Here is a 26,282-nt window from a genome sequence, read left to right on the forward strand (position 1 = left end):
CCAAACAACAACAATCAGGGGCCACCCCATATGCAAACCTGGCAACAGCTCTACAGCCCGCTCGGCAGCCTCGGCCTGTCCGCACTGGCGGCCGTCATTCCGATCGTATTCTTCTTCCTGGCCCTGGCCGTATTCCGCCTCAAAGGCCATGTGGCGGGTAGCATCACCCTGGGGTTGTCGATCCTGGTGGCGATCTTCGCGTTCCAGATGCCGGTAGACATGGCACTGGCCGCTGCCGGCTATGGCTTTGCCTACGGTTTGTGGCCGATCGCGTGGATCATTGTCGCCGCGGTATTCCTCTACAAACTCACCGTCAAAAGCGGCCAGTTCGAGATCATTCGCAGCTCGGTGCTGTCGATTACCGACGACCAGCGCCTGCAAGTGCTGCTGATCGGCTTCTGCTTCGGCGCCTTCCTGGAAGGTGCGGCCGGTTTCGGCGCACCGGTAGCGATTACTGCTGCACTGTTGGTCGGCCTGGGCTTCAACCCCCTTTACGCCGCCGGCCTGTGCCTGATTGCCAACACTGCCCCCGTGGCCTTTGGTGCGCTGGGTATCCCGATCATCGTGGCAGGCCAGGTGACCGGCATCGACGCGTTCAAGATCGGCGCCATGACCGGTCGCCAGCTCCCCCTGCTGTCGCTGTTCGTGCCGTTCTGGCTGGTGTTCATGATGGACGGCCTGCGCGGCGTGCGTGAAACCTGGCCGGCTGCGCTGGTGGCAGGCCTGAGCTTTGCTATCACCCAGTACTTCACGTCCAACTTCATCGGCCCGGAACTGCCGGACATCACGTCGGCACTCGCCAGCCTGATATCCCTGACCCTGTTCCTGAAAGTGTGGCAACCCAAGCGCACCGCAGGTGCACAGATTGCCGGCGCGACTTCCAGCGCGGCAGTCACCGCCAGTGCAGGCGGTTTCGGCCTGCCACGCAACACGATTGTCTCACCCTACAGCCTGGTGCAGATCTTCAAGGCCTGGTCGCCGTTCCTGATTCTCACCGTGCTGGTCACTATCTGGACCCTCAAGCCATTCAAGGCAATGTTCGCCGCCGGTGGTTCGATGTACAGCTGGGTGTTCAACTTTGCGATCCCACACCTTGACCAACTGGTGATCAAAGTCGCCCCCATCGTGACCAACCCAACGGCGATACCTGCGGTGTTCAAGCTGGACCCAATTTCAGCTACCGGCACGGCCATTTTCTTCTCTGCGCTGATTTCGATGCTGGTACTCAAGATCGATGTCAAAACTGGTCTTACCACTTTAAAAGAGACCTTTTACGAACTCCGCTGGCCGATCCTGTCCATCGGCATGGTGCTGGCCTTCGCATTCGTCACCAACTACTCCGGCATGTCTTCGACCATGGCGTTGGTATTGGCCGGGACCGGTGCAGCCTTCCCGTTCTTCTCGCCTTTCCTGGGTTGGCTGGGGGTTTTCCTGACAGGCTCTGATACCTCGTCCAATGCCCTGTTCAGTTCGCTGCAAGCCACCACCGCGCATCAGATCGGCGTCAACGACACCCTACTGGTCGCTGCGAATACCAGCGGTGGCGTTACCGGCAAAATGATCTCGCCACAATCGATTGCGGTGGCCTGTGCCGCAACAGGCCTGGTGGGCAAGGAGTCCGACCTGTTCCGCTTTACCCTCAAGCACAGCCTGTTCTTTGCCACCATCGTGGGGCTGATCACCCTGGCCCAGGCCTACTGGTTCACCGGTATGCTGGTGCACTGAGACCTGCACGCACTAGGGTAAGAATCGACGCCGGACACGATTCCGGCGTCAGCTATTTCTGGAGGACCGATGAGCCTGCCTGCTGCCTTTCTAAGCGACGTCGCACACCTGATCCCGAAAGACCGGCGTTTCGACGACCCGCTTTCCACCCTGGCCTTCGGCACCGACGCCAGTTTTTACCGACTGATCCCACAGCTGGTAGTCCGCGTAGAGTCGGAAGACGAAGTCGTTGCATTGCTGCAACTGGCTCAACGTGACCATGTACCGGTAACCTTCCGCGCCGCCGGCACCAGCCTGTCCGGGCAAGCCATCAGCGACTCGGTGCTGATCGTGCTGGGCGACAACTGGAACGGCCGCGAGATTCGCGGGCAAGGCACGCAGATCCGCCTGCAACCCGGCGTCATCGGTGCCCAGGCCAATGCGTGGCTGGCGCCGTTCGGGCGCAAGATCGGGCCGGACCCGGCATCGATCAACGCCTGCAAGATCGGGGGTATCGTCGCCAACAATGCCAGCGGCATGTGTTGCGGCACGGCGCAGAACACCTATCACACCCTGGCCGGGATTCGCCTGGTGTTGGCTGACGGCAGCCGCCTGGATACCGAAGACGCAGCCAGCGTGATGGCGTTTCGTGAACAGCACGGGGCGCTGCTTGAGCGTCTGGCGACAATGGGTCGCGAGACCCGGGCAAATGCTGAACTGGCGGCAAAAATCCGCCACAAGTACCGTCTGAAAAATACCACTGGGCTGTCACTCAATGCCCTGGTGGATTTCGACGACCCGCTGGATATCCTCAGCCACCTGCTGGTGGGCTCCGAGGGCACCCTTGGGTTTATCAGCGCGGTCACCTATGACACCGTGATCGACCACCCTAACAAAGCGTCGGCGCTGATTGTGTTTCCGGATGTAGAGACCTGCTGCAATGCGGTGACCGTCCTCAAGACCCAACCCGTCTCGGCGGTCGAGCTGCTGGACCGTCGCAGCATGCGCTCGGTACAGGACAAGCCGGGCATGCCCGCTTTCGTTCAGCAACTATCGGAAAATGCCTGCGCCCTGTTGATCGAATCCCGTGCGGCGTCGTCGTCCTTGTTGCACGAGCAACTGGCCTTGATCATGGCTTCCCTGGCTCGATTTCCGGTTGAAAAACAAGTCGATTTCACCGAGGACCCCGTGGAAAACGCCCGCCTGTGGGCGATCCGCAAAGACACCTTCCCCGCCGTCGGCGCTGTGCGCAAGACCGGCACGACAGTGATCATCGAGGACGTGACCTTCCCGGTCGAGCAACTGGCCATCGGCGTCAACCGCTTGATCGAACTGTTCGACAAACATCACTACGACGAAGCGATACTGTTCGGGCACGCGCTGGAAGGCAATCTGCACTTCGTGTTCACCCAAGGTTTCAACAGCGCGCAAGAAGTCACACGCTACCAGGCGTTCATGGACGACGTGGCGCAATTGGTGGCGGTGGAGTTTGGTGGGTCGTTGAAAGCCGAACACGGCACCGGGCGCAATATGGCGCCGTTCGTGGAGCTGGAATGGGGCACCGACGCCTATCAATTGATGTGGCAACTCAAGCGCCTGCTCGACCCCAACGGCATTCTCAACCCGGACGTGGTGCTCAGCGAAGACCCGCAAATCCATCTCAAGCACCTCAAACCGTTGCCCGCCGCCGACGAGCTTGTGGATAAGTGCATCGAATGCGGCTTCTGCGAGCCGGTGTGCCCGTCGAAAGGCCTGACCTTGAGTCCGCGCCAACGCATCGTGATCTGGCGCGACATCCAGGCCAAGAAACGTGCGGGTGTCGACACCACTGCGCTGGAAGCCGCGTATCACTACCAGGGCATCGACACCTGCGCCGCCACCGGACTTTGCGCCCAGCGCTGCCCTGTAGGAATCAATACCGGCGACCTGGTGAAAAAGCTGCGCAGCCGCGACGCAGACCGTACGAAAACAGCCGAATGGCTCGCCACTCATTTCGCCACTGCGCTGCAAGGCGCGCGCTTTACACTGCATGTGGCCAATGGCGCACGCATGCTGCTCGGCGCGCCTCGCCTGGCGAAGCTGTCGGCCAGCGTGACCAGGCTCTCCAAGGGGCAGATTCCGCAGTGGACCAACGCCATGCCGCAGCCGGAAAAAGCCATCCGCTTCAGCCCGGCCGTGACAGACGCGCGGCCACGGGTGGTCTACCTCGCCGCCTGCGTCTCGCGCGCCATGGGCCCGGCAGCGGGGGACAAGGAACAGATGTCGCTGTACGACAAGACTCGCAGCCTGCTGGAAAAGGCCGGTTACCAAGTCGTGTTCCCCGATAACCAGGACAGCCTGTGCTGCGGCCAGCCCTTCGCCTCCAAAGGCTATGCCGAACAGGCCGAGCACAAGCGCCAGGAACTGATCGGCGCGCTGCTCCACGCCAGCCGTGGCGGGCTTGACCCCATCTACTGTGACACCAGCCCCTGTACCCTGCGCCTGGTTCAGGACCTGGGTGACACGCGCCTGGACCTTTACGACCCTGTGCGTTTTATCCGCACGCACCTGATGGACCGCCTGGACTTCACGCCCCAGGACGCGCCGATTGCCGTGCATGTCACCTGCAGCACCCAGCACTTGGGCGAAAGTCAGGCGCTGATCGACCTGGCCCGACGCTGTTCCAACACCGTGGTCATCCCGGAAGGCATTCACTGCTGCGGTTTTGCCGGCGACAAAGGCTTCACCACGCCGGAACTCAACGCCCATTCGCTGCGCACCCTCAAGGACGCGGTGCAATATTGCAGCGAAGGCATCTCCACCAGCCGCACCTGCGAGATCGGCCTGAGCCAGCATGGCGGCATTGACTATCACGGGTTGGTCTACCTGGTGGACCGGGTCACGCAGGCCCGCGCCCACTGATCCTGCAAAAATGAACCTGCAAAAAAACAGAACCCTGGCGCACCAGCGTAGTCATCTGCATAGGCCTCGACAAACGAGGCTCAACAGTGATGTCGCTGGCAGCCGTTCAACGCCAGCAGCGTCGAGCCCTTTTGCGCAAGGAGATACCCTATGAAGCGTTCCGCTCTTGCTGGCTTGTTCGTTACCGCTGCGATGCTGGCCTCCCCTGTGTTCGCCGCGGGCGAGCCTGATCTGTGCAAAATCAATCTGGACAAAATCAACAACGGTAAAGCGCTGCTCGCCACTGACACCAGCGGTAAAAGCGGCGAGATAGACACTGCCGTCTCCCAAGCCAAGGCGGCGCACGCCGCGGGCGATGACAAAAAGTGCATCGAGATCACCTCGAAGGCGCTGCAAGACCTGCAGAACAGCGAAAAAGGCGGCCAATAGGCGGCTCAGTCATGGAAGACGAACCTTCGGGTTGGCCTTCCGTGACCGTTTGGCGTACACTGCACAGGCTTGTCACTCACTAAGAAACAACGAGTTACAAGCACGGGGCCGTTTAGGATTCGACGCCGGTCGCGAAACTTTAGGTGCATGCCGAGTTGGTAACAGAACTCGTAAATCCACTGTTGCAACTTCTTATAGTTGCCAATGACGAAAACTACGGCCAGGAATTCGCTCTCGCTGCGTAAGCAGCCTTAGCCCTGAGCTTCTGGTACCTTCGGGTCCAGCAATCACCAGGGGATGTCTGTAAACCCAAAGTGATTGTCATATAGAACAGAATCGCCGTGCAGTACGTTGTGGACGAAGCGGCTAAAACTTACACAACTCGCCCAAAGCACCCTGCCCTTCGGGTCGCTGAGGGTTAACTTAATAGAAACGGCTACGCATGTAGTACCGACAGCGGAGTACTGGCGGACGGGGGTTCAAATCCCCCCGGCTCCACCAATTCATCATCTAAAGACGTCCACGGACGTCTTTTTTTGTGCCTGCGATTCAGTAAATACGCGGCTTCCAGCGCTTTTGCGGTCTTTTGAGATTTTTTGAGTTCCAGCCATTCGGGTATTCCAGACGGTATTCCAGCTCATCCGGTGCTAATCTTTGGAATACCGAATCAGTGCTTGAGGACAATCTCATGCCTGCTCAAAACCTCCGCCTCTCCGATCGACAGCTCAAGGGAGTCAAACCCGCGTCCAAGGATTACGTCCTCACGGACGGTGACGGTTTGCGGCTCCGCGTACGCAGCAACGGCTCGTTGCTGTGGAGTTTCAACTACCGCGAACCGGTGACCAAAAAGCGCATCAACATCGGTTTCGGGACCTACCCCGAACTGTCACTGGCGAACGCACGAAAGAAGGCAGTCGAAGCGCGCGAGCTGCTCGCCCAAGGCATCGATCCGAAGGTGCAACGCAATACGTTGAATGAAGCCAAGCGCGCAGAAACGGAACACACCTTCGAGAACGTGGCCACCGCCTGGTTCGAGCTCAAGAAAGACTCGGTCACCCCAGCCTACGCCGAGGACATTTGGCGGTCGCTCACGCTGCATGTGCTCCCGGACTTGAGGACTACACCACTCGCTAAAATCACCGCACCGATGGTGATCGGATTGCTTCGTCCAATCGAAGCGAAAGGCAGCCTGGAGACGGTCAAACGTCTTAGCCAGCGGCTAAACGAGATCATGACCTACGGCGTAAATTCCGGCCTGATCTTCGCCAACCCGCTCACCGGCATTAGGGCAGTATTCAAGAAGCCCAAGAAAGAGAATATGGCTGCGCTTCCGCCCGAAGAACTCCCCGAGCTCATGCTGGAGATCGCGAACGCCAGCATCAAACGCACGACCCGCTGCCTGATCGAATGGCAGTTGCACACGATGACTCGTCCCGCCGAGGCGGCGACTACTCGCTGGGCTGACATCGACTTTGAAAGGCGTGTCTGGACTATCCCATCGGAGCGGATGAAAAAGCGCCGCCCTCACAGCATCCCGTTGAGTGATCACGCTGTCGCACTGTTAGTGTCACTGAAGACTCACAGCGGCCATCGCGAATACGTCTTCCCGGCAGACAGAAATCCACGCACCCACGCCAATAGCCAGACCGCCAACATGGCATTGAAACGCATGGGCTTCCAGGATCGCTTGGTCAGCCACGGCATGCGCTCGATGGCCAGCACCATCTTGAATGAACATGGCTGGGATCCTGAGCTCATCGAAGTGGCCCTGGCGCACGTCGACAAGGATGAGGTGCGGAGCGCCTACAACCGAGCCGACTACATCGAGCGCCGGCGCCCGATGATGGCCTGGTGGAGTGAGTACATCCAGAAAGCCGCCACCGGCAGCCTGCTCGCCTCAGCGTACGGCCAAATCAGAGACAAGGACGTGGTGCCGATTCGCTAGCGCTGTACAGGCGCAAGAACTGCAGCAACAACTGAACGTTCAAGATTCGGGGCAAGCAGCCTCGCTTATCCGCTTCTAAGCGCGGGTCCATCCAAACAGGGCTGCAAAGCCGCCCTGTTTGGATGGACCTTACTTTGAAGAGCAAAAAAGCGACCACGTTGTCCAGGATTTACCACGGAATTCCACCGGTGGATAAACGCTCTTCAAGTCCAAAGTGGCGCTGAATTTCGAACCTTGACCGGGTTTATCCACAGGCGTAGAACTGGCCGTGCAAGCGCTGTCGATGACAGCAACCCAGGTGGCCCGAACCTTGAAGGCCACGCCGCTCCCGCGGTGGTTCCCCCCAAAAGGCGATTCGCGTCCGGCAGCTCGCCCGGTCACCTCCCCGGTGATGGATGCCTACTTCAGATCATGGCCCTCGTGCGCCAGACGACACTTCCTACTTCGCTGCCCTGCAGCAACCTATCCGCTTGGCCGAATCTTGCGCCAACCTGCGCCCGTCTCTTTCTCCTGGAAAGAGACGGGCGCTTCAAACACTGCTGCAGACCTCATCGCACTTGGCTTTGCGGCAACTCCTCTCGTGACAATTGGCGTGACAAACGCCGACGTCACCAGCAACAGCGCTGTAGATGATGGTGCCGCAGACCACGGAATGGACTGCACCTGACTGACAGTCAGGTATGCCCCGGTCATCGCATCGCTGAGTTCACCCAGCTCAAGATCTTCAGGCGCTGGTCTCGTCAGCCAGTGCAGCCTCCACCCGTCCACCGGTATCGGTGCTCAGGAGGCCAGATCATGAGATGCCCTTGCTCCCGGTTGTAAGGAGCCGCCAGTCCTGCGTAGTGGACACTCCCCACAGGTCGCAGGGGCCTTGATCCCTGATAACACTCAACATTCTTGGCGGGATGACGTGGGGCGAGGATCGGAGAGCGGACGATGAGGTGACCGACATGGCATTGGTGGGGAGACGCGATGGCCGCAATTTCGGCTACGGCAGGCAATTGAGCTATGCAGGACTGCAGGCGCTGAAAGATATGTTCGGCGGCGGCCATTACGGCACAGTCAAAGCGCACTGTGATCGGTGGCAGGTATTCGTCAAATGGTGCCGTTCCGAACTGGGGCCCGGTATCAATGATGCGCGGCAGATTGATCTGAAGGTGTTGGCCGACTATGCGGCGCATTTGCGCGACGTAGTTGGGCGCGGTGAGCTCGCCGTCAGCACTGCACAAAACCGGATATCCAGCGTTAACAGAACCATGGCGGCGCTTCGCGGTGATCAGTGCGTGAAGTTGCCCAGCCCGAGCAAGGCGTTAGGTATGCAGCGCACCGGGGTTCGACAATCAGTGCCGCAAGGCCAAGACCGCGAACAGGTTAAGCAGATCGTCGATGCGCTTTGCAGCTGTCATCAGCTACGAGCGGCAGCGATCGTTCTGTTGGCGCGAGCCACCGGCATGCGCTTGCGTGAGGCTATCCTGGCTGACCTGCCACGGCTAAGCCGTGAGGCTAAGGATTTAGGCAGGATTAACATTCAGGATGGCACCAAAGGCGGCCGCGCCGGTGCCTCGGCTCCACGTTGGATTGCGGTGGATGGCTATGTTCGAGGTGCACTTGGGTTTGCACGGCAAGTGTCGCCTGCGGGTAGCCGCAACCTGCTTGCGCCACACGAAAGCTACCTGAATTTTCTGCAAGAAATCATCCGCCCTGCGCGGGACATCCTGCATGCACACATCCTCAAAGGCTTCCATGAGCTACGAGCGGCGTACGCATGTGAGCGCTATGAGCAAATCACCCAACATCACGCGCCTATCAACGGCGGCCAATGTTGCCAGGTAGATAGGAATCTTGATCGTCAGGCCCGGAGACAAATCAGCTATGAGCTGGGGCACGGTCGGATCGCCGTAGTCTCCGCGTACATTGGAGGGCAGTCATGAGTAAGCCATTCGATATGGAGTTGTTCTTGGCTGGCGTGCTGACCGGATCGCACGCGACGCGGCAACGCCATTTGCGGCAAGCAAAGCATATCCAAGCCGAGATTGCTAAACGTTGGCAGCGAGAGAAACCTTGGGCCTGGCAGCGAAAGCATCTGGATTGGTTCCTAGAACATCGCCTTGCTCAGAGCAGTGAGGGGACCAGATACTACTATTTGCTGACTGTGCGGCTGATCGCTCGTCGACTAGGAAAGTCATGGGTGCTCCATGCACTCATGCCCCTCGTCCAATGACATTCCTTATTGGCAACTATGGAAGAAAGAATGGAAGGAAATGGACTTCGCGGAAATTAAAGCAGAGTGGTACAAGTAGCCCGGCACTCTATATTCGGTAGCACGGGTCGCTGCTGTCGCCCACCCACGGTAGCGGCCCTATGCTCTGTACGAAATTGTGTTCGCCAATCGTTGTAGGATTTGTCTTGCCTGCGGTAGACCGAAAGTCGGTTTTTACACACTCTGACCAAGGGTTTATGGTCGCCTGGCGAGAGCCGTGAACGCTGCCATAATCTCGGTGCGCTCTTTGTCCAAAAGTTTTTTCACCATAGCAGAGTAGGGCATCGAAGGAGCCTTTAGTTTGTCTAAATCTTTGAAGATATCCATTGCATCGTTGTACAGATAATCGAATAGTTCACCTGGCTTTTTGGTGGCCGCATCCATCAGCTTATTACGCGCTTTGAGGAGTTGATTCGTTACTTCAAGCATTAATGATGTACGTGTTTCGACCAGTTTTTTGCGGTTCAAGCCAAAAATTTGATAGGTATGTAGTCCATAAGGGTCCCAAGCGTTTCCCACCCTATTTGGCGCAATCAGGCTTAGTCCACCCTCAACAATCCAATCCAAGTGATCATTAGGGTTCCGGCGGGTAGGGTCGATAAGGTAGGCGTCTTCAAGGTCGAGGTCATCACCTTCGGCTACCGCCCGCTGGCCACCAATTGGGAAATGGTCATATTTTCCCAGTTTGTATTTACCTGATTGTGTTTTTTGCTGATAAGGCTGTTCGACAGTCAATTTATGTATTTCATGATATTCCGAAATATTGCAATGGCTGCAACTTGGTAACAGATTTGTCCACGTTGAGGCTAGCCACCAGTAACCCTTGTGGCTCGAGTCTTCGACAACGCGTCCTTTGGGGCGAAAGTGTTCAACCTGAGCGGACATCACGGCTCTATAGCTAGATTCACAGTAGGCGCATTTGTCATGAAATAGTTTGTCCAGCGCTTCTTTAACATCTTTGGAACGGTATGCTGCGAAGTTAAACTTTTCGGGAATTTTAGCTTTTGTTATTTTGCCTTTTTTTTTCGTGGCTTTTGCCTTGGCCACTGCGGGTTTGGTTGCTAGTGCTGCGAAATGCTTGATGGCGCGTAGCCTTTCCTTAGCCCCTCTGCCGTTTGGCGATGCCAGCGATAATGGCTCTGCTACCGTGCTTCGATCTATGGAAATCACTGATCCACTCCATTGGAGTCAGCCCGCAGGCGTTCGAGGATAAGGTTTACGGCATCTTCTCGTACTGCTGTCCTATCAAGGGTATCTGAACGAAGCTGTTCGATGATGTGCCGGCGCAATGCTTCATTGACCACCTGCTTTTCAGGCGTGTCACCGATAATGGAAAAGGCGTTCATCTGTTCCGAGAAATGCGCATCAGGCGAAGTGCTGCGTGAATTGGACAACACGATCCGGTCAAGCTTGAGTACGGTCTCGGGTTCCACGGTGCTAGCCAGACCGAAATACTCCGAGGTCAGCAGTTGTTCTGCGCGCATGGCGGTGACGTCCGGCAAGCCCGTCATTTCCTGGACGCAGCCTTCATCGTCCTTGATAAGTACATGAACCTCGCCGTCGAACATACCTCTTAGGCAAAGGGGGTCGTGGGTGGTGTAGATGAACTGCACTTGAGGCATAGCGCGGCGCAATGCAGAAACGATCTGCATTTTCCATCGGGGGTGCAAATGCAATTCGATTTCGTCGATCAGTACTATTCCACGGGCATCTTCAAGATTTTCCCAAGTCCGGAGCATGTTACGGATGATGTCCAGGCTCATAGCAAATAGCGAGCGATACCCATCGCTCAAGCGAAAGATCGGGATGCTTTCGTTGTGTCTTCGTACGAGCACCTCACCCGACGCCAGCCGATATATCTCGTCGTACGTGTCGAGATTCAGGATCTCGCGCAGCGCTCGCGCCACCGGGAAAAAAGCCTTTTCACCAAGTAATTCCAACCAGGCAGCTGAGTGGGGTAGTGGTTTGTTTTTTTCGAACAGGGAAGCAATGCTCGAAGTTTTTCTGATGATTCTAGAACTAGACTGCTCATCGTGAAATGAACGATGCGCACCATAGCCAAGAATTAAGCCACTGCGCAGATTTTGGCTTGAGAAAGAGCCGTCCCGACGAATACAGATATCGCTAGCTTCGCCGTCATCGAAGGTGACTCTAATGTTTGACTGAACTACGTGAGGTTGATCGTCTGTACCCTCTGCCAAGGTATCTCTGGGCAGGGTTGACTCCCAATCAAAATTTATTCGGGACCTCAATTTTGGGCTCATCACACCCAATGCAATCGCCTGAAGAATCGAGCTCTTACCTACTGAGTTTTCTCCCAGAAGCACTGTTGCCGGGGCAATGCCGCGTTCTTGGGTGGCGTGGTGACCAAAGTTTATTTTTAGCTTTTGAATCCCCTTGAAATGCTCGATTTCAATGACCCGGATTCGGGAGAAGTGGGGCTTTTCTGGGTTCGCTTCAGGGTTTCGAACGGTAACGACTTGCTCGGTAAAAGCCGGGGTGATCCCGGCGAGGCGATTCATGAACGCCTGCCACTCTGCTGTGGAGGTCTCCGCAATGAATCCCGCCAGCTCGCTGGAAAATTCGCCCTCCATGGGCGGAGATTTTCTGATGGACGTTTCTAGAAGTGCTCCGAGCAACCAAAGTTTCGCGGCGCCTACGAATGGCAGACGTTTATTGAATAACTCTTCCAGCGTAGGGAGTATGGTCTCGTACTTGTTACCACGCAATTGGCCCAAGCGCGCCCAGAGGTCAGAAAAGTATGCAGACCGGTGGACCATGAGGTTACTACGATTGAGCTTCAGCGTTTCAATCGTTTCCCGGCCACGGCTAGTTTTATGAGTACATGTGCCATTGAATCTGAAGGCTATATGATCGAATGGCTTGTCGCGACAGGGGTCGATTAGTACAGGCGACTCGATTTCTGCATCGTGCCACGGGGTAAACGGCGGTACACGCTTTGATGTTGTAGGGTATTGGTTTGCTTTGAATCTTGCACATACCGGACAGGCCGGAATCAGGTTGTTCCACTCGTACGCATACCACACATAATGGTCTGCACTTGTCGTAGTTTCATACCTTAAACGTCCTTTTGCATTCATCAACGGTCGGTGGTGATGAACAGCGAAATCCTGAACGCTCAGCGGGCTTTCGCAATAACCGCATTTGTTCTCGAACACCTCAAGAAGAGCCATTCTGACGCTGGGCTGATTCCAGAGGCGAGAATCGAGGTTCGGGCGCCGGCTCAAGCGCTCGTCATCTGGCAGCTCGAAGTGGGCACGTAGCAGATCCATTTCTTTTGCCAGCGACTCGCTGCGCAGTGCGGTGGGTTGTAGCTCTGGGGCTCGCCAGATATGTCTCAACGTCAGGTCCCTTTAAGCGTTCAGTTGCCGAGCCCACAGCGGAGTCGTTGCTGGGCTCAATAAAAGAGTCAATGAGGGCCGGAGCTTATAGTGCAGGCGCATTGAGTGGCAAGGTGCCACCTTGCTGGCGCAGAGCGCTGATTGCGCCATGTCACGCGTAACTTCTTTGCTAGATTGTGGAAAAACTCCCGATTCGATTCCATCGAAAGCCATAACTAGCTGATTTGTTTATAGATACCCTATGAGGTACGTCAAAAAATCCACACAATTCCAGCCCCGCGAAAACCGGGACCCCACGGCCAACAACCGTCCGTCTGTCTCCACTACCAAGCGCTCGTCCGCCCCACTGATTGCAAAATGCCTCTATTGATCTAAAGTTCACAGCTTGCGCAAAGAAACTCGCTAAACCCTAGAGGTCAAGGATGCAGATAATTATTCTCGGATTGAAGCCCTTTATTTCGAATCTGAAATTTCGTGAACGCCAAGAACAATCACCCTCCGGCACCTCCGCACATTAATTTTATTACTTATCTAGCTTAGACTGCAAAAGGCAAAAACATGAAGCTTTCGGAACGATTCAAACTCTCCAAAACTCAATTCGAACTGGACTTTGTCGATATTGATACTGATTTTGACACGCGATTATTTGTGGACCCTTATCTTCTTGGATTAAGACCGGATCGCTGGTCGATAAAGGCTGCCAGTTCAGTAAGGTCCTTTTTTTCTCATTTCTTAGATCTAGTTCGCCAAGGGAAAGAGGACGATGCTTTTGAACTCTTCTCACATCTTCATGAGCCTAATGAGACCTGCCTCGGGCTTTCTTCAGGGAAACCTAGGGGTAACGGAATTGGTAGTGAGGACGCAAAGAAACTTTTCGAAAGCATCATGGGAAGTAAGGCAATACAGTCCGGAAAAATTACCGACCTAGAAGACTTTAGACTATTTATTCCAGGAATCGGCAAAGATAAAGTTTCAGATATGACTACCAACCTCATACGAGGCAGCCTCATTACCTATACGCAGGCCCAATGCAAACTACATAAAATAAAATTAACAGCTGGTGTTTCCGCCGGACCTATATGGGATGTACCCCGAAAAAAGTGGATATTTACTCACGAAGACACACTGCTTGTTGAAGGGAAAAAGATCCTTCTCACCCCGAAAGGAATCGTTTCTTATAGCAAGGCTTATGCCCCTGAGAATTACTATAATAAACATGTACTTGAGTATCTCCAACATGAGCACATAAGAACAGGTAGCATATGGGTCGAGCATCGCAAGGATGGAACTCCTTATATTTCAAAAAAGAGTCTAAAAGAAAATGTAGTAAAAGATTTTACCAAGGAATGGTTATTCGACTTCACAGAAAAACACCCACTGGTTTTTAAATCCTTCAGAGATCAGCAAGCGCAGCAGGTTAGATCTCTCCCATCTGATTCAATTGATCCCGAGCTCAACTTGAATTCAGTAGTAGATCACCTGATTGCGAAACTACGCTCGATTAAGCAGGGGCCATCAACGGCATCAGATTATCACAAAACAATAGTTGGCATTCTTGAAATGCTACTTTATCCAAACGCCTCATCACCTGTACTCGAAGCCGAGATAAACCAGGGCAGAAAGAGGATTGATATATACTTCGAAAACTCAGCCAAGGAAGGCTTTTTTCATACACTCCATATGATTCACAAGATACCCTGCCCGTATCTAATTATCGAATGCAAGAACTACTCAAAGGACATACAAAACCCCGAGCTTGATCAAATGATTGGACGATTAACCGTTAATCGAGGAATGCTTGGAATCATAACATGCAGAGAGATATCTAAAAAAGAATTATTCATTGAAAGATGCAGAGACTCATTTAAAAATGGCCACGGCTTAATTATACCATTAACTGACGCAGACCTAATATCAGCACTTGAGAAGCTAAAGCTCGAACATAAAACCCCACTAGAAGAGGTGCTTAACGAAATAAAAAATACAATTATTATGTCCTGACAGAAAAAATTAGTAGCGGCAACAATTGGGGTGTGGTGTTCCGATTGTTGCCACCTTAAGTCCATTACTCTAGTCGCTAAAAAATCAGCTGAAAAGGTCCTCACCTCCTCCGCCGACGCGCTTCCCGTCGAAGAAGAGCAAAGGTGGACCTCTTGCCGGAGGCCCTCTCAGGGCTGTTGCCGCTGACCAGTTCGGAGAGGAAGTGTCCAGCCCCAGCAATAATTTACGTCACGGCCAACATCCGTTCGCCTGGTGCCGATTGCCATCACCTGCTAGCCAGAAACGGCCCATTCTGCAAACTAACGAACAGAGGGAGAAAAGGCCGCTAGTCGGTGGGCATGGGGGTCGTCGCGGCCTACTTAGCCACGCTCAAAGCACCTAGCGAATACTGGCAAGTAATGCGGCCAGCAGAGAGCGTGTGAGAAAAAACACAAAAAAGCTGCGCAAGCGGCGAAAACTCTTACAATCTTACGCCAGACTTCCTACACATTTTTTTGCCCCCCGATACTCAAGAGATAGCCCCGTGAGTGACTCAGACAGCTCATCCGCGCCACTGGTTGACGTAGTGAAGCTTGCCGCATCCCCTCAGCGTTTCGCAGATGATCGCGACTGGCAGCAGTTCCACTCCCCAAAAAATCTCATCCTGGCGCTCACTGGCGAGGTAGGAGAGCTGTGCGAGATTTTCCAATGGATGAGCGATGCCGATTCGCTCTCCGTAGCTAAAGATCCCGAAATCGGCCTAGCCGTAAAAGACGAATTGGCGGACGTACTGATGTACCTGGTTCGCCTGAGCAGCGTGCTCGGCATCGACCTCAACGAGGCGGTGACACGGAAACTCGCCTCGAACGGCCAGAAGTACCCCGTGGATAAAGCCAAAAGCAGCAGCAAAAAGTACGACCGACTCTGAACAACTCGAATCTAAGGACAGCCCGTGATCGTTTACGCTGCGACCAAACAGCAATTTCTAAAAGACAACGATAACGATGACATCGAGGAGGTGATCCTCAGGCACTACAAGGAAGCTACCGGCAAGAACGTTGGCAGTTCGGAAATCAGGTCGTGGCAAGGATCCCTTACGTACATGGCCAAGGTCCTTAGAGATGAAGGCTTGCCGAACGACGCAGGCTTGGCCATCGAATTGCACATTCCGCAGTCGTCGAAACGGATCGATTTTCTGCTCACCGGTCGCGACGAAAACCAAGCAAAAAAAGCTGTATTGATCGAATTGAAGCAATGGAGCAAAGCCAACGCCACGACCAAGGATGCCATCGTCAAAACGGCGCTAGGTGGCGGCCTCGTTGAAACCATTCACCCGTCCTATCAGGTATGGTCATACGCAGCGCTGCTCGAAGGCTTCAACGAGGCCGTGTACAACAAAAGCATCGAGATCCGCCCGTGTGCCTACCTCCATAACTACGTCAGCGACGGCATCATAGACTCAGCGCACTACGAGCCTCATATCAGCAAAGCTCCACTGTTTCTGAAAGGCCCTGAAGAGCTCAGCAAGCTCCGAAGCTTTCTGAAAAATCATATTGCTCACGGCGACAACAAAGAGGTCCTTTACGAACTGTCCGATGGAAAAATCCGCCCGTCAAAAGCACTAGCCGAGGCCCTGGGCGGGCTGATGAAAGGCAAGCCTGAGTTCGTATTGATTGACGATCAGAAGGCAATTTTCGAGTCGGCGCTCGCAGCGGCAAGCGAGGCTTCGGAACAGACGCCAAAGGTGCTGATCATCGAGGGGGGACCAGGCACCGGGAAAACTGTTCTAGCTATCAATCTGCTGGTGAGGCTCACCGAATTGAAGCTGTTGAGCAAATACGTCTCCAAGAATGCTGCCCCGCGCAAGGTCTACGAAAGCAAATTGGTTGGCACCGTCAAACGCAGCCACTTCTCCAACTTCTTTTCAGGCTCAGGGGCGTTCATCGAGACTGAGCCCAACACATTCGATGCGCTTATCGTAGACGAAGCTCACCGGCTGAATGAGAAAAGCGGGCTTTATGGAAACCTTGGGGAAAACCAGATCAAGGAGCTGATTGATTCAGCGAAATGCTCAATTTTCTTCATTGATGAAGACCAGCGTGTAACCTTGAGGGATATCGGCAGCAAGCAGGCGATACGCGCCTTTGCAAAAGCCAAGGGTGCTGTGGTTGAAGAACACGTGCTGTCTTCGCAGTTTCGCTGCAGTGGTTCTGACGGTTACCTAGCATGGCTGGATGACACGCTAGGCATTCGCTCGACGGCAAATCCGACGCTTGAGACTCAAGAGTACGAGTTTAAGGTGTTCGACTCACCTCAGGCGATGCATGAAGCAATCAACGAGAAAAACCACGGAAACAAAGCTCGTGTGGTCGCGGGCTATTGCTGGCCTTGGTTGAGCAAGAAAGACCCCACCGCCGCTGACATCGTCATTGGTGACTACAAACGCCAATGGAACCTGGATCAGGACGGCAGCCTATGGATCATCGCTGAGAACTCCATCGAGCAGGTTGGCTGCATTCATACCTGCCAAGGTTTGGAAGTGGACTACATCGGGGTGATCATCGGGCCAGACCTAGTTGTACGTGACGGTAAGGTAGTGACATCCCCAGATGAGCGCGACAAGCATGATAAATCGACTCGCGGCTGGAAAAAAATGATGAAAGAGCAACCTACCCTCGCGAAAAATGAAACAGACCTGATCATCAAAAATACCTATCGAACTCTGATGACACGCGGGATGAAGGGTTGCTACCTGTACTGCACCGACAAAGAGACTACGCAATACTTCGAGAGTCGGCTTAGCCAGCACAGCAATCATTGACGCTATCGTTTGCTAGAAGCCCCTGTTCATGTGAGTGGGGACATCGTACGCACAGGGGCGATAATCGTAAGCGTCCACCCAACTCGCCTTACGTAAGTCAGGTCGGCACCCACTGATGCGGCAGCAATGTAGGCATGGCCATATACCCAAGGATTGAGTTGCGCCCAATTTCCCTGGCATACGTACCTCTCTGGGGTCAGCTCACCCTAAACGTCGAGATCGCCTTCACCAAGGAGATCATCAAAAAAAGCGGCGCCTGATTCAGATAAGACTAAATTCCCCCTTCCGTTACGGTAAGCAATGGCTCGTGTTTCGAGCTTCTTGATGTGCTCCATTAACATACCGCTTTTCATCCCACACGCTATCAAAACCTCAACCTTATCCTCCGCCTTGCCGATTTCTTCGATATGGATGTTTGACAGACCCGCCGAGTCTTTCAGCAGCACGTCCATTGTGAATCCCAACTCCAATGCTCCCCGAAACAGCACCAGCAGCAGGCCTTGGATGTTGCGTGCTAGATCATCTCTGGCATCAATACCATCACTGGTGCGGATGTAGGCAAAGCCATCACGCATGACCAGCTCGTACCCAATCAGATCGTAGAAACTGCGGTAATGATCGAAATTATTCAGTACCTCCTCGAAGTACGGATTTGACTTCAAGCCACCATCAATAAAGACGGTGCGGTTGATCATCTTTCCGTACATGAGCTGACCATAGAGCTCTACAGACAGCTTTCGATTAATCACTTTGGCCTGTGCAATCGGCAGCGAAGGTTCGTGGTCAAACATGTTCAGTCTCCACTTGTAGCTTGTAGTACCTCAGGCTCTCGCAGTCAGTTGCGAGGTTGCCGATATGGTAGTGCGGGATGAGGCAAATTCCTTCTCGCTTGCGCAGCCAGCCCACCGATATTAAAAGATCAGTCAACTCGTACCCTTTAAGTCGGCCTTTCAGGTGTTCATGCATGGCGACATGGGCGTCATCGGTAAGCCGTGGCTCCCACTCCTCGACCAGATTACCGATGGCCAACAAGCGAGCATCGCGCCGACGCTTGAGCTCGCCCGACTCGTTGGCCTGCCCGCTGAGCTGGTGAATCTTCCCGGTGCTGATCTTGATGTTGGGCAGCGTTGCGCGCAGATGCTCTGCCAGCGCCAAGCGCTGATTAGCGTCTGGCCACTCAACTTTTGCTTCGAACACTCGCATTTTCAGCCCGGAGTAGGTGTTCAGATGGGCGAAGACAGGGTGCGTGCTGGGCAAAATATTGTCCTTCAAACTCCCATCATGCAGCTCACGCACGCTGCCATAGAGACGATTCCAAGCCTGTTCGATCTTGTCATAGGCACGACGGTGCGCCTCACTCTGCTGGACATAGCGCATCAACGAACCGCTGATGATCGAAATGTCATGCCGGTATGAGCGAATCGACTCGACGGAGTAATAAACCGAGCTGGCCAGCTTGTCGTGACCATAGTGAGCCAGTTGATCGCCGATGCAGGTCAGTGCTGTAAGAGCAGGCTTAGTCCCCTTCAGGTCAGTGTGCTCCCCCAGAAACTGCAAAGCAGGCAGGATGTTGCGTAGATAGATGTTGTTGATCTCCCCCAAGGCTTCCTGAGCCTTAGCCACCTCATCAATTACGTCATAGCGCATCCGATCGACGATCTCACCGAGTCGCTGGAGCCGGCCCTGTAGCGCATCCACACACTCCTTCATCTTGGCGGTTGCAGCGCGTATCTCCTTGCGCAGCACGCTCACCTGCTCCTGAAAACCGATATCTTCATTGCTCAGGGAGGGCAGAGTGACAAACACTTCGTATAGTCGATTGAACGAGGCCCGGATCAACTCATAATCAGCACTGTTCAAATGACGCAGACGCGCTCCGTCGAAGTGACGGAACATCTCGATCACGAAGGGGGCAAAAACCATCACGCCACGAGCGCTGTCTACCTGAATGACTAGCCCAACACGCTCAAGATTTTCAACACAAAGAGCACTTTCTAGTTTGCGCCGCTCGGCCGGCACCTCACGTAAAACCCGCGTATTAGGTAACGGTGCTACAGAGTCCAGCAGGGCGCGTAACTTCTGCTGGTACATGACAATGCGTACTTCCTCGCCTTCACCAACTTTATCCATGTGGTCAATCAGATCAAGGAAAACCCCCTTGTTCTGGATCATGTTGATCAGTGCAACGTCTGTTTTGACGACCATCAGATCCTCTACTCTTCCATTTCGGCAGCAAGATCCGGCTCGACAGCCTCAAGGCACTCCAGGGCGATCAATGACTCACTTACTCCGGTATAAAGAATCGTCCGGTTCGGGCTGTAGGACTGGTCAGTTGCGTTGAAGTAGTCGAGATTCATGTAGTTGCCCAGCACTTTGCTGATACCGGAGGTCAGGCCAGGCGTGGCCCCGAACACACAGAAGCCATCCGCGTCGGCGATGTCGCGGGCAGAGCGCAGATTCTTATCATCAAGATTGGATAGCTCATCGATGAACAGCGGCAAGCTGACCTTGGTGTCGGCTTGCAGCAACTCTTTGAGCAGGAAAGCCAGCAGGCGGCAGTTAATCATCACTGAAGTGCCGGTTGATTGCGCTTCTACAGTGAACTCGTCACTGCCGTGAAGCTTGACGCGGTAATCGACGCTGACAATCAGGCGAGCCATGTTTAGGGTGGCATCGCGACGTTGATCGGACTCGACGAACTGAGTGCAGAAACTCCCCAGACGGTCGTAGAGGACTTGTGGTGGTAGCTCACCACCGGTCAGATTCACCGAATCTACGGTCTTCAGCAACTCATCAAACTGGGGATGGAGCTTGCAGTCGATAGCCACAGCCGTGAGGTTGGATACCTTGATTGACGACAGGTGATTCTCGATCTCCTTGATAAAGGTGCTGATCAGGGTGCGCGCGTGCCTGATCGACTGAATCTGGATCATCGTGTCGTCGTTATGCTGAACCACTTGGTTGAAATGGTTGCTCTCCTCCATATCGAGACGACCGTAAAGAACCCGGTACTTCTCATGCAAATTGGTTAGCGTTTCTAGGCTGATGGCGCTGCGATGGGCATGCTCGGCATCATCGTCAAGAGCCACCACATCCAACAGATCGGATACCAGCAACTTGATCTGGTTAAAACTACGGGTGGTGGCTTGGCTGCGACTTTCGATGGTATCCATCAAATCCTGAGTGACCACGATCTCCTGCCGCTCTGCACGCTGGTAACCGGTATTCAAGTACTCCAGACGGGAATGCAGGATGTCGTTGACTGTCCTACCCCAGCGGAGCATGGATTGTTCACGCTCCTTGGCGGCCTCTAATGCCGTCCTGGCCTGATCAACCAGACGGTTGGCCTCGTCGAGCTGCTGGTTGAGCTCAAGACAACGAGCCTCAAGAATTGCGTACTGCTCGGTGGTCTCGCCGTGCTCCTGCCCAAGCCGCACGAACTCCTGTTCAATGAACTCATGGCGTTTCAGAAGAGCAATGTTGCGTTCATCCTTCTCGATCTGAGCCTGCTTAGCAGCAATAGTGGCTTCGATCTGCTCGACTGACATTTTCGTCTTATTGGCAAGATCATTGGCGCGGCGCTTTTGCTGGGTAAGGCGCTTTCCAACAGATGCCAATTCGTCCTTACGGCTCTGTAGCAGCTTTCCAGCATCGTAGTGTTTAACCGGGACTGGAGTCGGTCTGCTCAGAAACGTGAGCGAGCCATCCAGCTCATTAAAAAGCGCGGTGAAATCACTGATCGTCTCAATATTGCCCTCGAGCAATGGCGGGCACTCGCCGGTGAAGACCTCCTGGTTCAGCGAGTAGAGGATGTCCGCTGTGCGGCTGGGGATCTGATCCAGATCCAGGAGTGATGGCCTCGCACCTTCAATAAGGATTTCAAGGTCTTTGACCTTCTGGCTGCCTTTGTTGATTTCGCGCGTTAACTGCTCGAACTCACGGCGAAACTCGCCATCGTCCTTCAGAGCCTTAATGTCGGCTCGATCCTCCTCGACCTGCGCCGCCAGTGCCGCAGCAATCTCTTCCGGGGTCATAGACGCGTAGCCATGCATTGCCGTTGAGAGGTCGATGGAATCCTTCTTGATCCGGTCGTAGTTCTTCCTAATCTCGCCGATTGCGCCTTTTAGCTCCTTGAGCTGGGTATTTTTGCTAATCGCCTGCTCACGCTGATGGTCAGCACCTTCTTTGACCGCACTGTAGTTCGCAGAGCACTGCATGCGAACGTCGAGGTAGGCAGAGCCCTGCTCGTTGATGCTCTGCTCAACGTCACACAATAAGTTCATCAGATCCGAACTTTGAGCATAAAAATCTGCGAAGCCTTGATTGAAACGGTCCCAGTACGGCTGTCCGTTACGAATCATCTGGAGCCGATTTTTTACCGAGCTCAGGGTTTCATAGCGCGACAGAATTTCGATGAGGTTGACGTTCAGCTCAGCCTCCGTACGATCCTTTCTGCCTTCAATAATCGTGGCGATGGTGTCCGGCAGAGTACGTTTGTCTTTGGCTGCAATGTCAAAGGCCAGGTGGATCAGGCGCTTCCAGGCATCAATCTCGCGAGCCTGCCCCCCCCCACTCTTGAGCGGCAGCAGACAAAAGCGTCCGGCATCAGGGCGTGTCGGCTGGTGCTTGTAAATTCGCTCCTTGATATTAGCTACATCCTTGATCACAACAGCGCCTAGCCTTTTCAGGGGCAGTTCAATCTGTGATCTCGACAACTCTTCAATTGGTGCGCCCATCCCTCCATTGAGGCTAGATTCATGATTCCAGAACAGGTGCTCGATTTCCGAATATTGCACTGGCACAGCAGTACGCTCATAGCTGTATTGCTTGGTTCCCACGTTAAGGATGATACAAAACGGACCATGCGGGTTTTCCGCTTCAAGAACCATGAAGGAGTTTCGCTCGGGAAAATAAAATCCAAAAGTCGCATCTCGACCGTAATAGCCTTTTGTGCTTTTGAATCCAAACTTTCTCTCACAATCGTGGAGGTTTTCTTCGGGCAAAAGAAAGAACTTCAATGCATTGAGCATTGAAGTCTTACCCTTATTATTATCGCCGAGCAAGGCTGTGTGTTGGTCGATACGAACCTTCGTATAGCAGTATGCCCCGCTATTTATCAAAACGATCTGCTTCATTTTAAAGGTTTCGTGAAACATAGATTCAATGCTCATGGCCGCTCCCCAAATACTACTGACCCAAGTAGGTTTCTTGCTCAAGTACTTTGCTAGTCTCACGCATAAACTGGATCAATTGATCTGTTTCAGGTGATAACCCCTGATATTTAATTACCTCTTGGCGTTGCTGATCAGTCAACGCGTACTTTGACTGAGCCAGGCGCTCTCTCACGTCAGGCGGCACAAGGAATACGGGGGGCTTGTCGTGCAGCAAGGTGGTCAAGGAAGCGAACATCCGTAGCCCCCCAATGTCCACATCAAACAAGCAATACAGCCTATCGAACTGACCTAACATTTTTGCATTCAGCCTGTTAGTCACCTGGTTGCCCGAACCGGAAATCAACTCAATATCACTAGCAGTAACAGCCAAAATTTCAGCAATGAATGGCAGCGTTTCATCGACTCGAAGGAAGTTCTCCAGATTCTCGACAATAACTCCCACCTTGCCCAACACGCGCGGCAGCACCCAAGACCCAGCCTCAGTCACCGCAACAGCCGGATGCCGGTGCTGAAAAGAGCGAAACATCAGTAGCGACTCGGAGACACCAATTCGATGACTGTTGCCGTCTATAGCAGCACCGACTCGCCCCCCAACATCAGAAGGCCTGAACCTCATCAAGAGCTCATCGAATGCAGCCGAAAGAAGCACTTCGACGTGATAACTATTTTTTTTAAGCTTCTTGGAAAAAAATATTCGACTGATATCTGCACGTGCCACGCCAGCAGCCAAAAGCTTGGCAATCAGTGCATCAAAATTGATGGGCTGCCTAGATTGAATCTTGTCAAGGTAGCGATAAATGACAGATGACATTGGACTTCCTTGTAGAGCTGTAAACATTCAAGAAGTTACGGCCGGGCTCAATGAAAAACGCCCTCCTTCGTGAGGATGCATCCGCTTGGCCTCCCGCTCCATTCTGATCAAGCGCCCGTACTGCTGCGATCAAGCGGCCACTCCGCACTATGCAAGCCTTTGATTGAGTTCGGCAATCACGATATGTAATCTTTAGCGACTCATCTAGAGTGTTTACCTGTACAGGTAAAGTTTTCGAACAGATGGAGGGACCATGAAACGCAAGCAGTCGATCGAGTCCATACGTTGGGATCTAGCACTGCGCTATCGTCTGATCGAGACAGTGGTCTGGTGGGAAGGCCGCCTGACCACCAATCACCTGATGCAGAGCTTCGGCATCAGCCGTCAACAAGCGTCGAAGGACATCAACACCTACATCAACGAACATGCGCCGAAGAACCTCGAATATGACAAGCATTTGAAGGGATACGTCCCAAGCCGCCGCTTCCAACCGCTGTTCATCGATGACAGCGCCAGTGCCTATCTGCACCTTCTCAACCAGAACCATGAGCGCGCCCCACACATCGAGGGTCTGGCACTTGCTTATGCACACACAGAGGTATTAGCAGTGCCGGATCGCTCGGTACGGCCGGAAGTGCTGCGTCCGCTGCTAAAAGCCTGCCGGGATGGTCTGCGCCTGGAGTGCGAGTATGTGTCCTTCACCAGCCCCGGTGGCGAAACTCGCCTGATCGCCCCGCACACCTTGGTTTACACCGGAATGCGCTGGCACGTGCGGGCCTATTGCGAGAAGAATCGGGATTATCGCGACTTCGTTCTGAGCCGATTCCGCGGCATACCGGATCTGATGGATGATCCTACAGACCACGGCCGCGAGAGTGATCCGGGCTGGACCACCTTGCTGCAGGTGATCATCGAACCCGACTCGCGTCTGAAACCGGAACAACGCGCCATCATCGAGGCCGACTACGGCATGCGGGATGGCCGACTGCCAATCGAAACCCGTGGCTCACTAGTGCAATACGTGCTGCAGCGCTATCAGATCGACCCAACCAAAGTGCATGCCAAGGCGACAGCGCAGCAGATTGTCGTCGCCAACCTGGATGAGCTGCAGCCTTGGCTGTACCACTGAGCAAAGGTAAATACGTGGTCACGCCGCCGATTCTCTACACCCTGCACATCTAACTGGAGCAGATGCAACTCAATCCGTCGATCTGGAGGCGCATCCGCGTCAGCGGCGATTGTACCCCGGGGGAGTTGCTCTGTTAGATCCTCTCACATGTCGGCCTGATCCAGATTGGAAAACCCGCGCCCCTTGCAAGCGAGATCCCGATGCAGCTGCAATCTACCGAGATAGCCTCATGACCGAGTTGACCATTGTCGATATTTACTGGACCGAACGGACCAAGCTCCAATATGACGCCCAAAAGCAGACGTACATCCCTCCTGGGAACGGCGATATGGATGGAAACGGGTTCTATTGCGTCTATGGGCGCCATCCCGTTTACGGCCCTGACGTGCTTCTGTACATCGGCGAAACGAAGGAGACGGAGAGTGGCCGGTCCTTTCGAGATCGGCTAGGTGAACACCTAAAAGGGCGATTTTGGTACCACGCCAACCTGTCCGTCGCACTTGGCACCCCAGACTGCAACCAGAAACTCATGCCACAAGAAATCCGTTTCGTAGAGTCGATCTTAGTCGCTGCTCACAAACCAGCTCTGAACCGCGTGCATATCGACTGCGCAATGGAAGGTTCTGAGCGCTTTCTGGTCAGGAATTGGGACTTTCCTGACGCACTTCAGCATGAGTGTTCGGGCTACTACTGGCGGCAGTAACAGCATAGCCAGACTGTTTGATCTGGCCCAAGTATCGACAGCGCAACATCATCGAGCGCATGTTTGGCTGGGAGAAGGAGAACCGCCGGATCGTGACACGCTTGGACAAGCTCGCGAAAAGCTATGCAGCTAGGGTATCGCTGGCTTGTTCCATGCGGTTTTTGCGACACCTCTTCTCGTACGGAGCCTATGAGCCCCTGACCTGCGAGCCCAAGGGCAACAATCAACAGCGCGACCATCTGCTTGATAGATTCGGCTCCGATTCGTTTTAGGGGGCGGAGCTGAAAAAGCACCGTCCATCGGAATCCAGTCCACACAGCGTTCCAACTGGTATTCCAAGCAAGTTGACCAAACATTTTGTTTACCAGCCAAAACAACTAGATACCGCCTTGTTTCAAATTACCCCGGCAATTCCAAGCATCAACAAAACCCGCCTAGCGCGGGTTTTGTTGTTTTTAGGGTTTGGAAAACCCGACAGGATGAACCTTCAGAATTTTCCTTCAAGCTACCGCGCCATTGATGAACTGGCGCAATCCGCGCCACAACGCTAACTTCCCACAGTCGCTGCTCATCAGCGACCGGCTTTGACAGGCCGAAAAGTGTAACCTTTCACACCCCTTGATAAGACGGCATGCTTGACGCACTCCGCCTCGTTCATGGCGGCTGTGCGTGGGGCATCTTCGGGTGCGCCGGGTTCCTACACTTCCGGTCTGTCAACCCGCGTACAGCTGCCACCCATTCCTGTTTGACAGCAGGGGGCGGCAGCTCCTTAAACAGTGTGGGAGCTTAATCATGAAAAAGATCACCCCCAATCCCCCCTCCGCAACCCTCTTCACTATCGCTCCGGACGTCACCTCCGAAGCCCTACTAATCCAAGCCAGCGAAACCCTCGCCTCGCTCAACGCCATGACCACCGACCTGGCTTTCGAACTCGAAGGCGCCCACCGTCACAAGCTGCTGGCCACCCAACAACTGGTCGTGCTGGGCGAACTGCTGGTCGAGCGAGTGCTGGTCCTCACCCAAGACACACAAACATTCCAGTAACAAAAAGGCCGAGACGCGT

Annotated in this window: 19 protein-coding genes, 1 other RNA gene and 1 pseudogene; 15 read left to right on the forward strand and 6 right to left on the reverse strand. The window is 54.1% G+C overall.

Annotated elements, in window-relative coordinates; translation table 11 throughout:
- The first annotated feature begins 30 nt into the window (after window positions 1–30).
- The 7 genes from ATH90_RS24560 (at window position 31) to ATH90_RS24595 (ending at window position 9,200) form a co-directional block, all read left to right on the forward strand.
- Entirely contained in the window at window positions 31–1,725 is a 1,695-nt protein-coding gene (locus tag ATH90_RS24560; protein ID WP_069078291.1) for a lactate permease LctP family transporter, read from the forward strand.
- A gap of 69 nt (window positions 1,726–1,794) precedes the next feature.
- Window positions 1,795–4,605 (forward strand): FAD-binding and (Fe-S)-binding domain-containing protein, encoded by a 2,811-nt coding sequence (locus ATH90_RS24565; protein ID WP_098467386.1) that lies wholly within the window; start codon window positions 1,795–1,797, stop codon window positions 4,603–4,605.
- 150 nt (window positions 4,606–4,755) lie between these two features.
- A complete protein-coding gene (locus ATH90_RS24570) occupies window positions 4,756–5,034 on the forward strand; it encodes a hypothetical protein (RefSeq protein ID WP_034107093.1) in 279 nt (92 codons plus the stop codon).
- A gap of 104 nt (window positions 5,035–5,138) precedes the next feature.
- Window positions 5,139–5,535, forward strand: a transfer-messenger RNA (tmRNA) gene (ssrA, locus tag ATH90_RS24575).
- Window positions 5,536–5,722: 187 nt separating this feature from the next.
- Window positions 5,723–6,979 (forward strand): integrase domain-containing protein, encoded by a 1,257-nt coding sequence (locus ATH90_RS24580; RefSeq protein ID WP_098467387.1) that lies wholly within the window; start codon window positions 5,723–5,725, stop codon window positions 6,977–6,979.
- A gap of 950 nt (window positions 6,980–7,929) precedes the next feature.
- The gene (locus tag ATH90_RS24590) at window positions 7,930–8,910 is read left to right on the forward strand and encodes a site-specific integrase (RefSeq protein ID WP_098467720.1); all 981 of its coding nucleotides are present in this window, start codon (window positions 7,930–7,932) and stop codon (window positions 8,908–8,910) included.
- Complete coding sequence (locus tag ATH90_RS24595) at window positions 8,907–9,200, forward strand: hypothetical protein (RefSeq protein ID WP_098467388.1); 294 nt, start codon at window positions 8,907–8,909, stop codon at window positions 9,198–9,200. Before ATH90_RS24590 ends, ATH90_RS24595 begins: the two co-directional genes overlap by 4 nt.
- Before the next feature lie 234 nt (window positions 9,201–9,434).
- Here the strand turns inward: ATH90_RS24595 and ATH90_RS29265 are convergent, their stop codons facing one another.
- Window positions 9,435–10,409, reverse strand: coding sequence for an HNH endonuclease family protein (locus ATH90_RS29265; protein WP_141537518.1), 975 nt, complete (start codon window positions 10,407–10,409; stop codon window positions 9,435–9,437).
- The gene (locus ATH90_RS24605; protein ID WP_098467390.1) at window positions 10,406–12,532 is read right to left on the reverse strand and encodes an AAA family ATPase; all 2,127 of its coding nucleotides are present in this window, start codon (window positions 12,530–12,532) and stop codon (window positions 10,406–10,408) included. Before ATH90_RS24605 ends, ATH90_RS29265 begins: the two co-directional genes overlap by 4 nt.
- A gap of 627 nt (window positions 12,533–13,159) precedes the next feature.
- Between ATH90_RS24605 and ATH90_RS24610 the strand changes: the two genes are divergently transcribed.
- The 3 genes from ATH90_RS24610 (at window position 13,160) to ATH90_RS24620 (ending at window position 17,402) form a co-directional block, all read left to right on the forward strand.
- Window positions 13,160–14,602, forward strand: coding sequence for a hypothetical protein (locus ATH90_RS24610; protein WP_098467391.1), 1,443 nt, complete (start codon window positions 13,160–13,162; stop codon window positions 14,600–14,602).
- A gap of 523 nt (window positions 14,603–15,125) precedes the next feature.
- Window positions 15,126–15,509 carry a nucleotide pyrophosphohydrolase gene (locus ATH90_RS24615; protein ID WP_098467392.1) on the forward strand — a complete coding sequence of 128 codons (384 nt, stop codon included), beginning with the start codon at window positions 15,126–15,128 and terminating at the stop codon, window positions 15,507–15,509.
- Between the two features lie 24 nt (window positions 15,510–15,533).
- The gene (locus tag ATH90_RS24620; RefSeq protein WP_098467393.1) at window positions 15,534–17,402 is read left to right on the forward strand and encodes a DUF2075 domain-containing protein; all 1,869 of its coding nucleotides are present in this window, start codon (window positions 15,534–15,536) and stop codon (window positions 17,400–17,402) included.
- 206 nt (window positions 17,403–17,608) lie between these two features.
- Here ATH90_RS24620 and ATH90_RS24625 read toward each other — a convergent pair whose 3' ends face one another.
- From ATH90_RS24625 to ATH90_RS24640, 4 genes are read right to left on the reverse strand one after another with little or no spacing between them, the layout of a single operon-like run.
- The gene (locus ATH90_RS24625; RefSeq protein ID WP_098467394.1) at window positions 17,609–18,193 is read right to left on the reverse strand and encodes a condensin complex protein MksE; all 585 of its coding nucleotides are present in this window, start codon (window positions 18,191–18,193) and stop codon (window positions 17,609–17,611) included.
- Window positions 18,186–19,607, reverse strand: coding sequence for a hypothetical protein (locus ATH90_RS24630; RefSeq protein ID WP_098467395.1), 1,422 nt, complete (start codon window positions 19,605–19,607; stop codon window positions 18,186–18,188). Before ATH90_RS24630 ends, ATH90_RS24625 begins: the two co-directional genes overlap by 8 nt.
- 8 nt (window positions 19,608–19,615) lie before the next feature.
- On the reverse strand, window positions 19,616–22,573 hold the full coding sequence (locus ATH90_RS24635) for an MICOS complex subunit MIC60 (RefSeq protein ID WP_141537519.1): 2,958 nt from the start codon (window positions 22,571–22,573) through the stop codon (window positions 19,616–19,618).
- Window positions 22,574–22,589: 16 nt separating this feature from the next.
- Complete coding sequence (locus tag ATH90_RS24640) at window positions 22,590–23,387, reverse strand: hypothetical protein (RefSeq protein ID WP_098467397.1); 798 nt, start codon at window positions 23,385–23,387, stop codon at window positions 22,590–22,592.
- 253 nt (window positions 23,388–23,640) lie between these two features.
- Here ATH90_RS24640 and ATH90_RS24645 point away from each other — a divergent pair, with 253 nt between their 5' ends.
- From ATH90_RS24645 to ATH90_RS24660, 5 genes and pseudogenes are all read left to right on the forward strand, one after another.
- A complete protein-coding gene (locus tag ATH90_RS24645) occupies window positions 23,641–24,516 on the forward strand; it encodes a helix-turn-helix transcriptional regulator (protein WP_098467398.1) in 876 nt (291 codons plus the stop codon).
- Between the two features lie 229 nt (window positions 24,517–24,745).
- On the forward strand, window positions 24,746–25,219 hold the full coding sequence (locus tag ATH90_RS24650; RefSeq protein ID WP_098467399.1) for a GIY-YIG nuclease family protein: 474 nt from the start codon (window positions 24,746–24,748) through the stop codon (window positions 25,217–25,219).
- 26 nt (window positions 25,220–25,245) lie between these two features.
- Window positions 25,246–25,401, forward strand: a pseudogene (locus ATH90_RS29275) (IS5/IS1182 family transposase); the annotation flags it as partial.
- A 162-nt stretch (window positions 25,402–25,563) separates the two neighbouring features.
- A complete protein-coding gene (locus tag ATH90_RS29280; protein ID WP_141537520.1) occupies window positions 25,564–25,770 on the forward strand; it encodes a hypothetical protein in 207 nt (68 codons plus the stop codon).
- Between the two features lie 241 nt (window positions 25,771–26,011).
- Window positions 26,012–26,263 carry a DUF6124 family protein gene (locus tag ATH90_RS24660; RefSeq protein ID WP_098467401.1) on the forward strand — a complete coding sequence of 84 codons (252 nt, stop codon included), beginning with the start codon at window positions 26,012–26,014 and terminating at the stop codon, window positions 26,261–26,263.
- The last annotated feature ends 19 nt before the right edge of the window (window positions 26,264–26,282 follow it).

This window comes from Pseudomonas lurida (assembly GCF_002563895.1).
Classification (GTDB): Bacteria; Pseudomonadota; Gammaproteobacteria; order Pseudomonadales; family Pseudomonadaceae; genus Aquipseudomonas; species Aquipseudomonas lurida.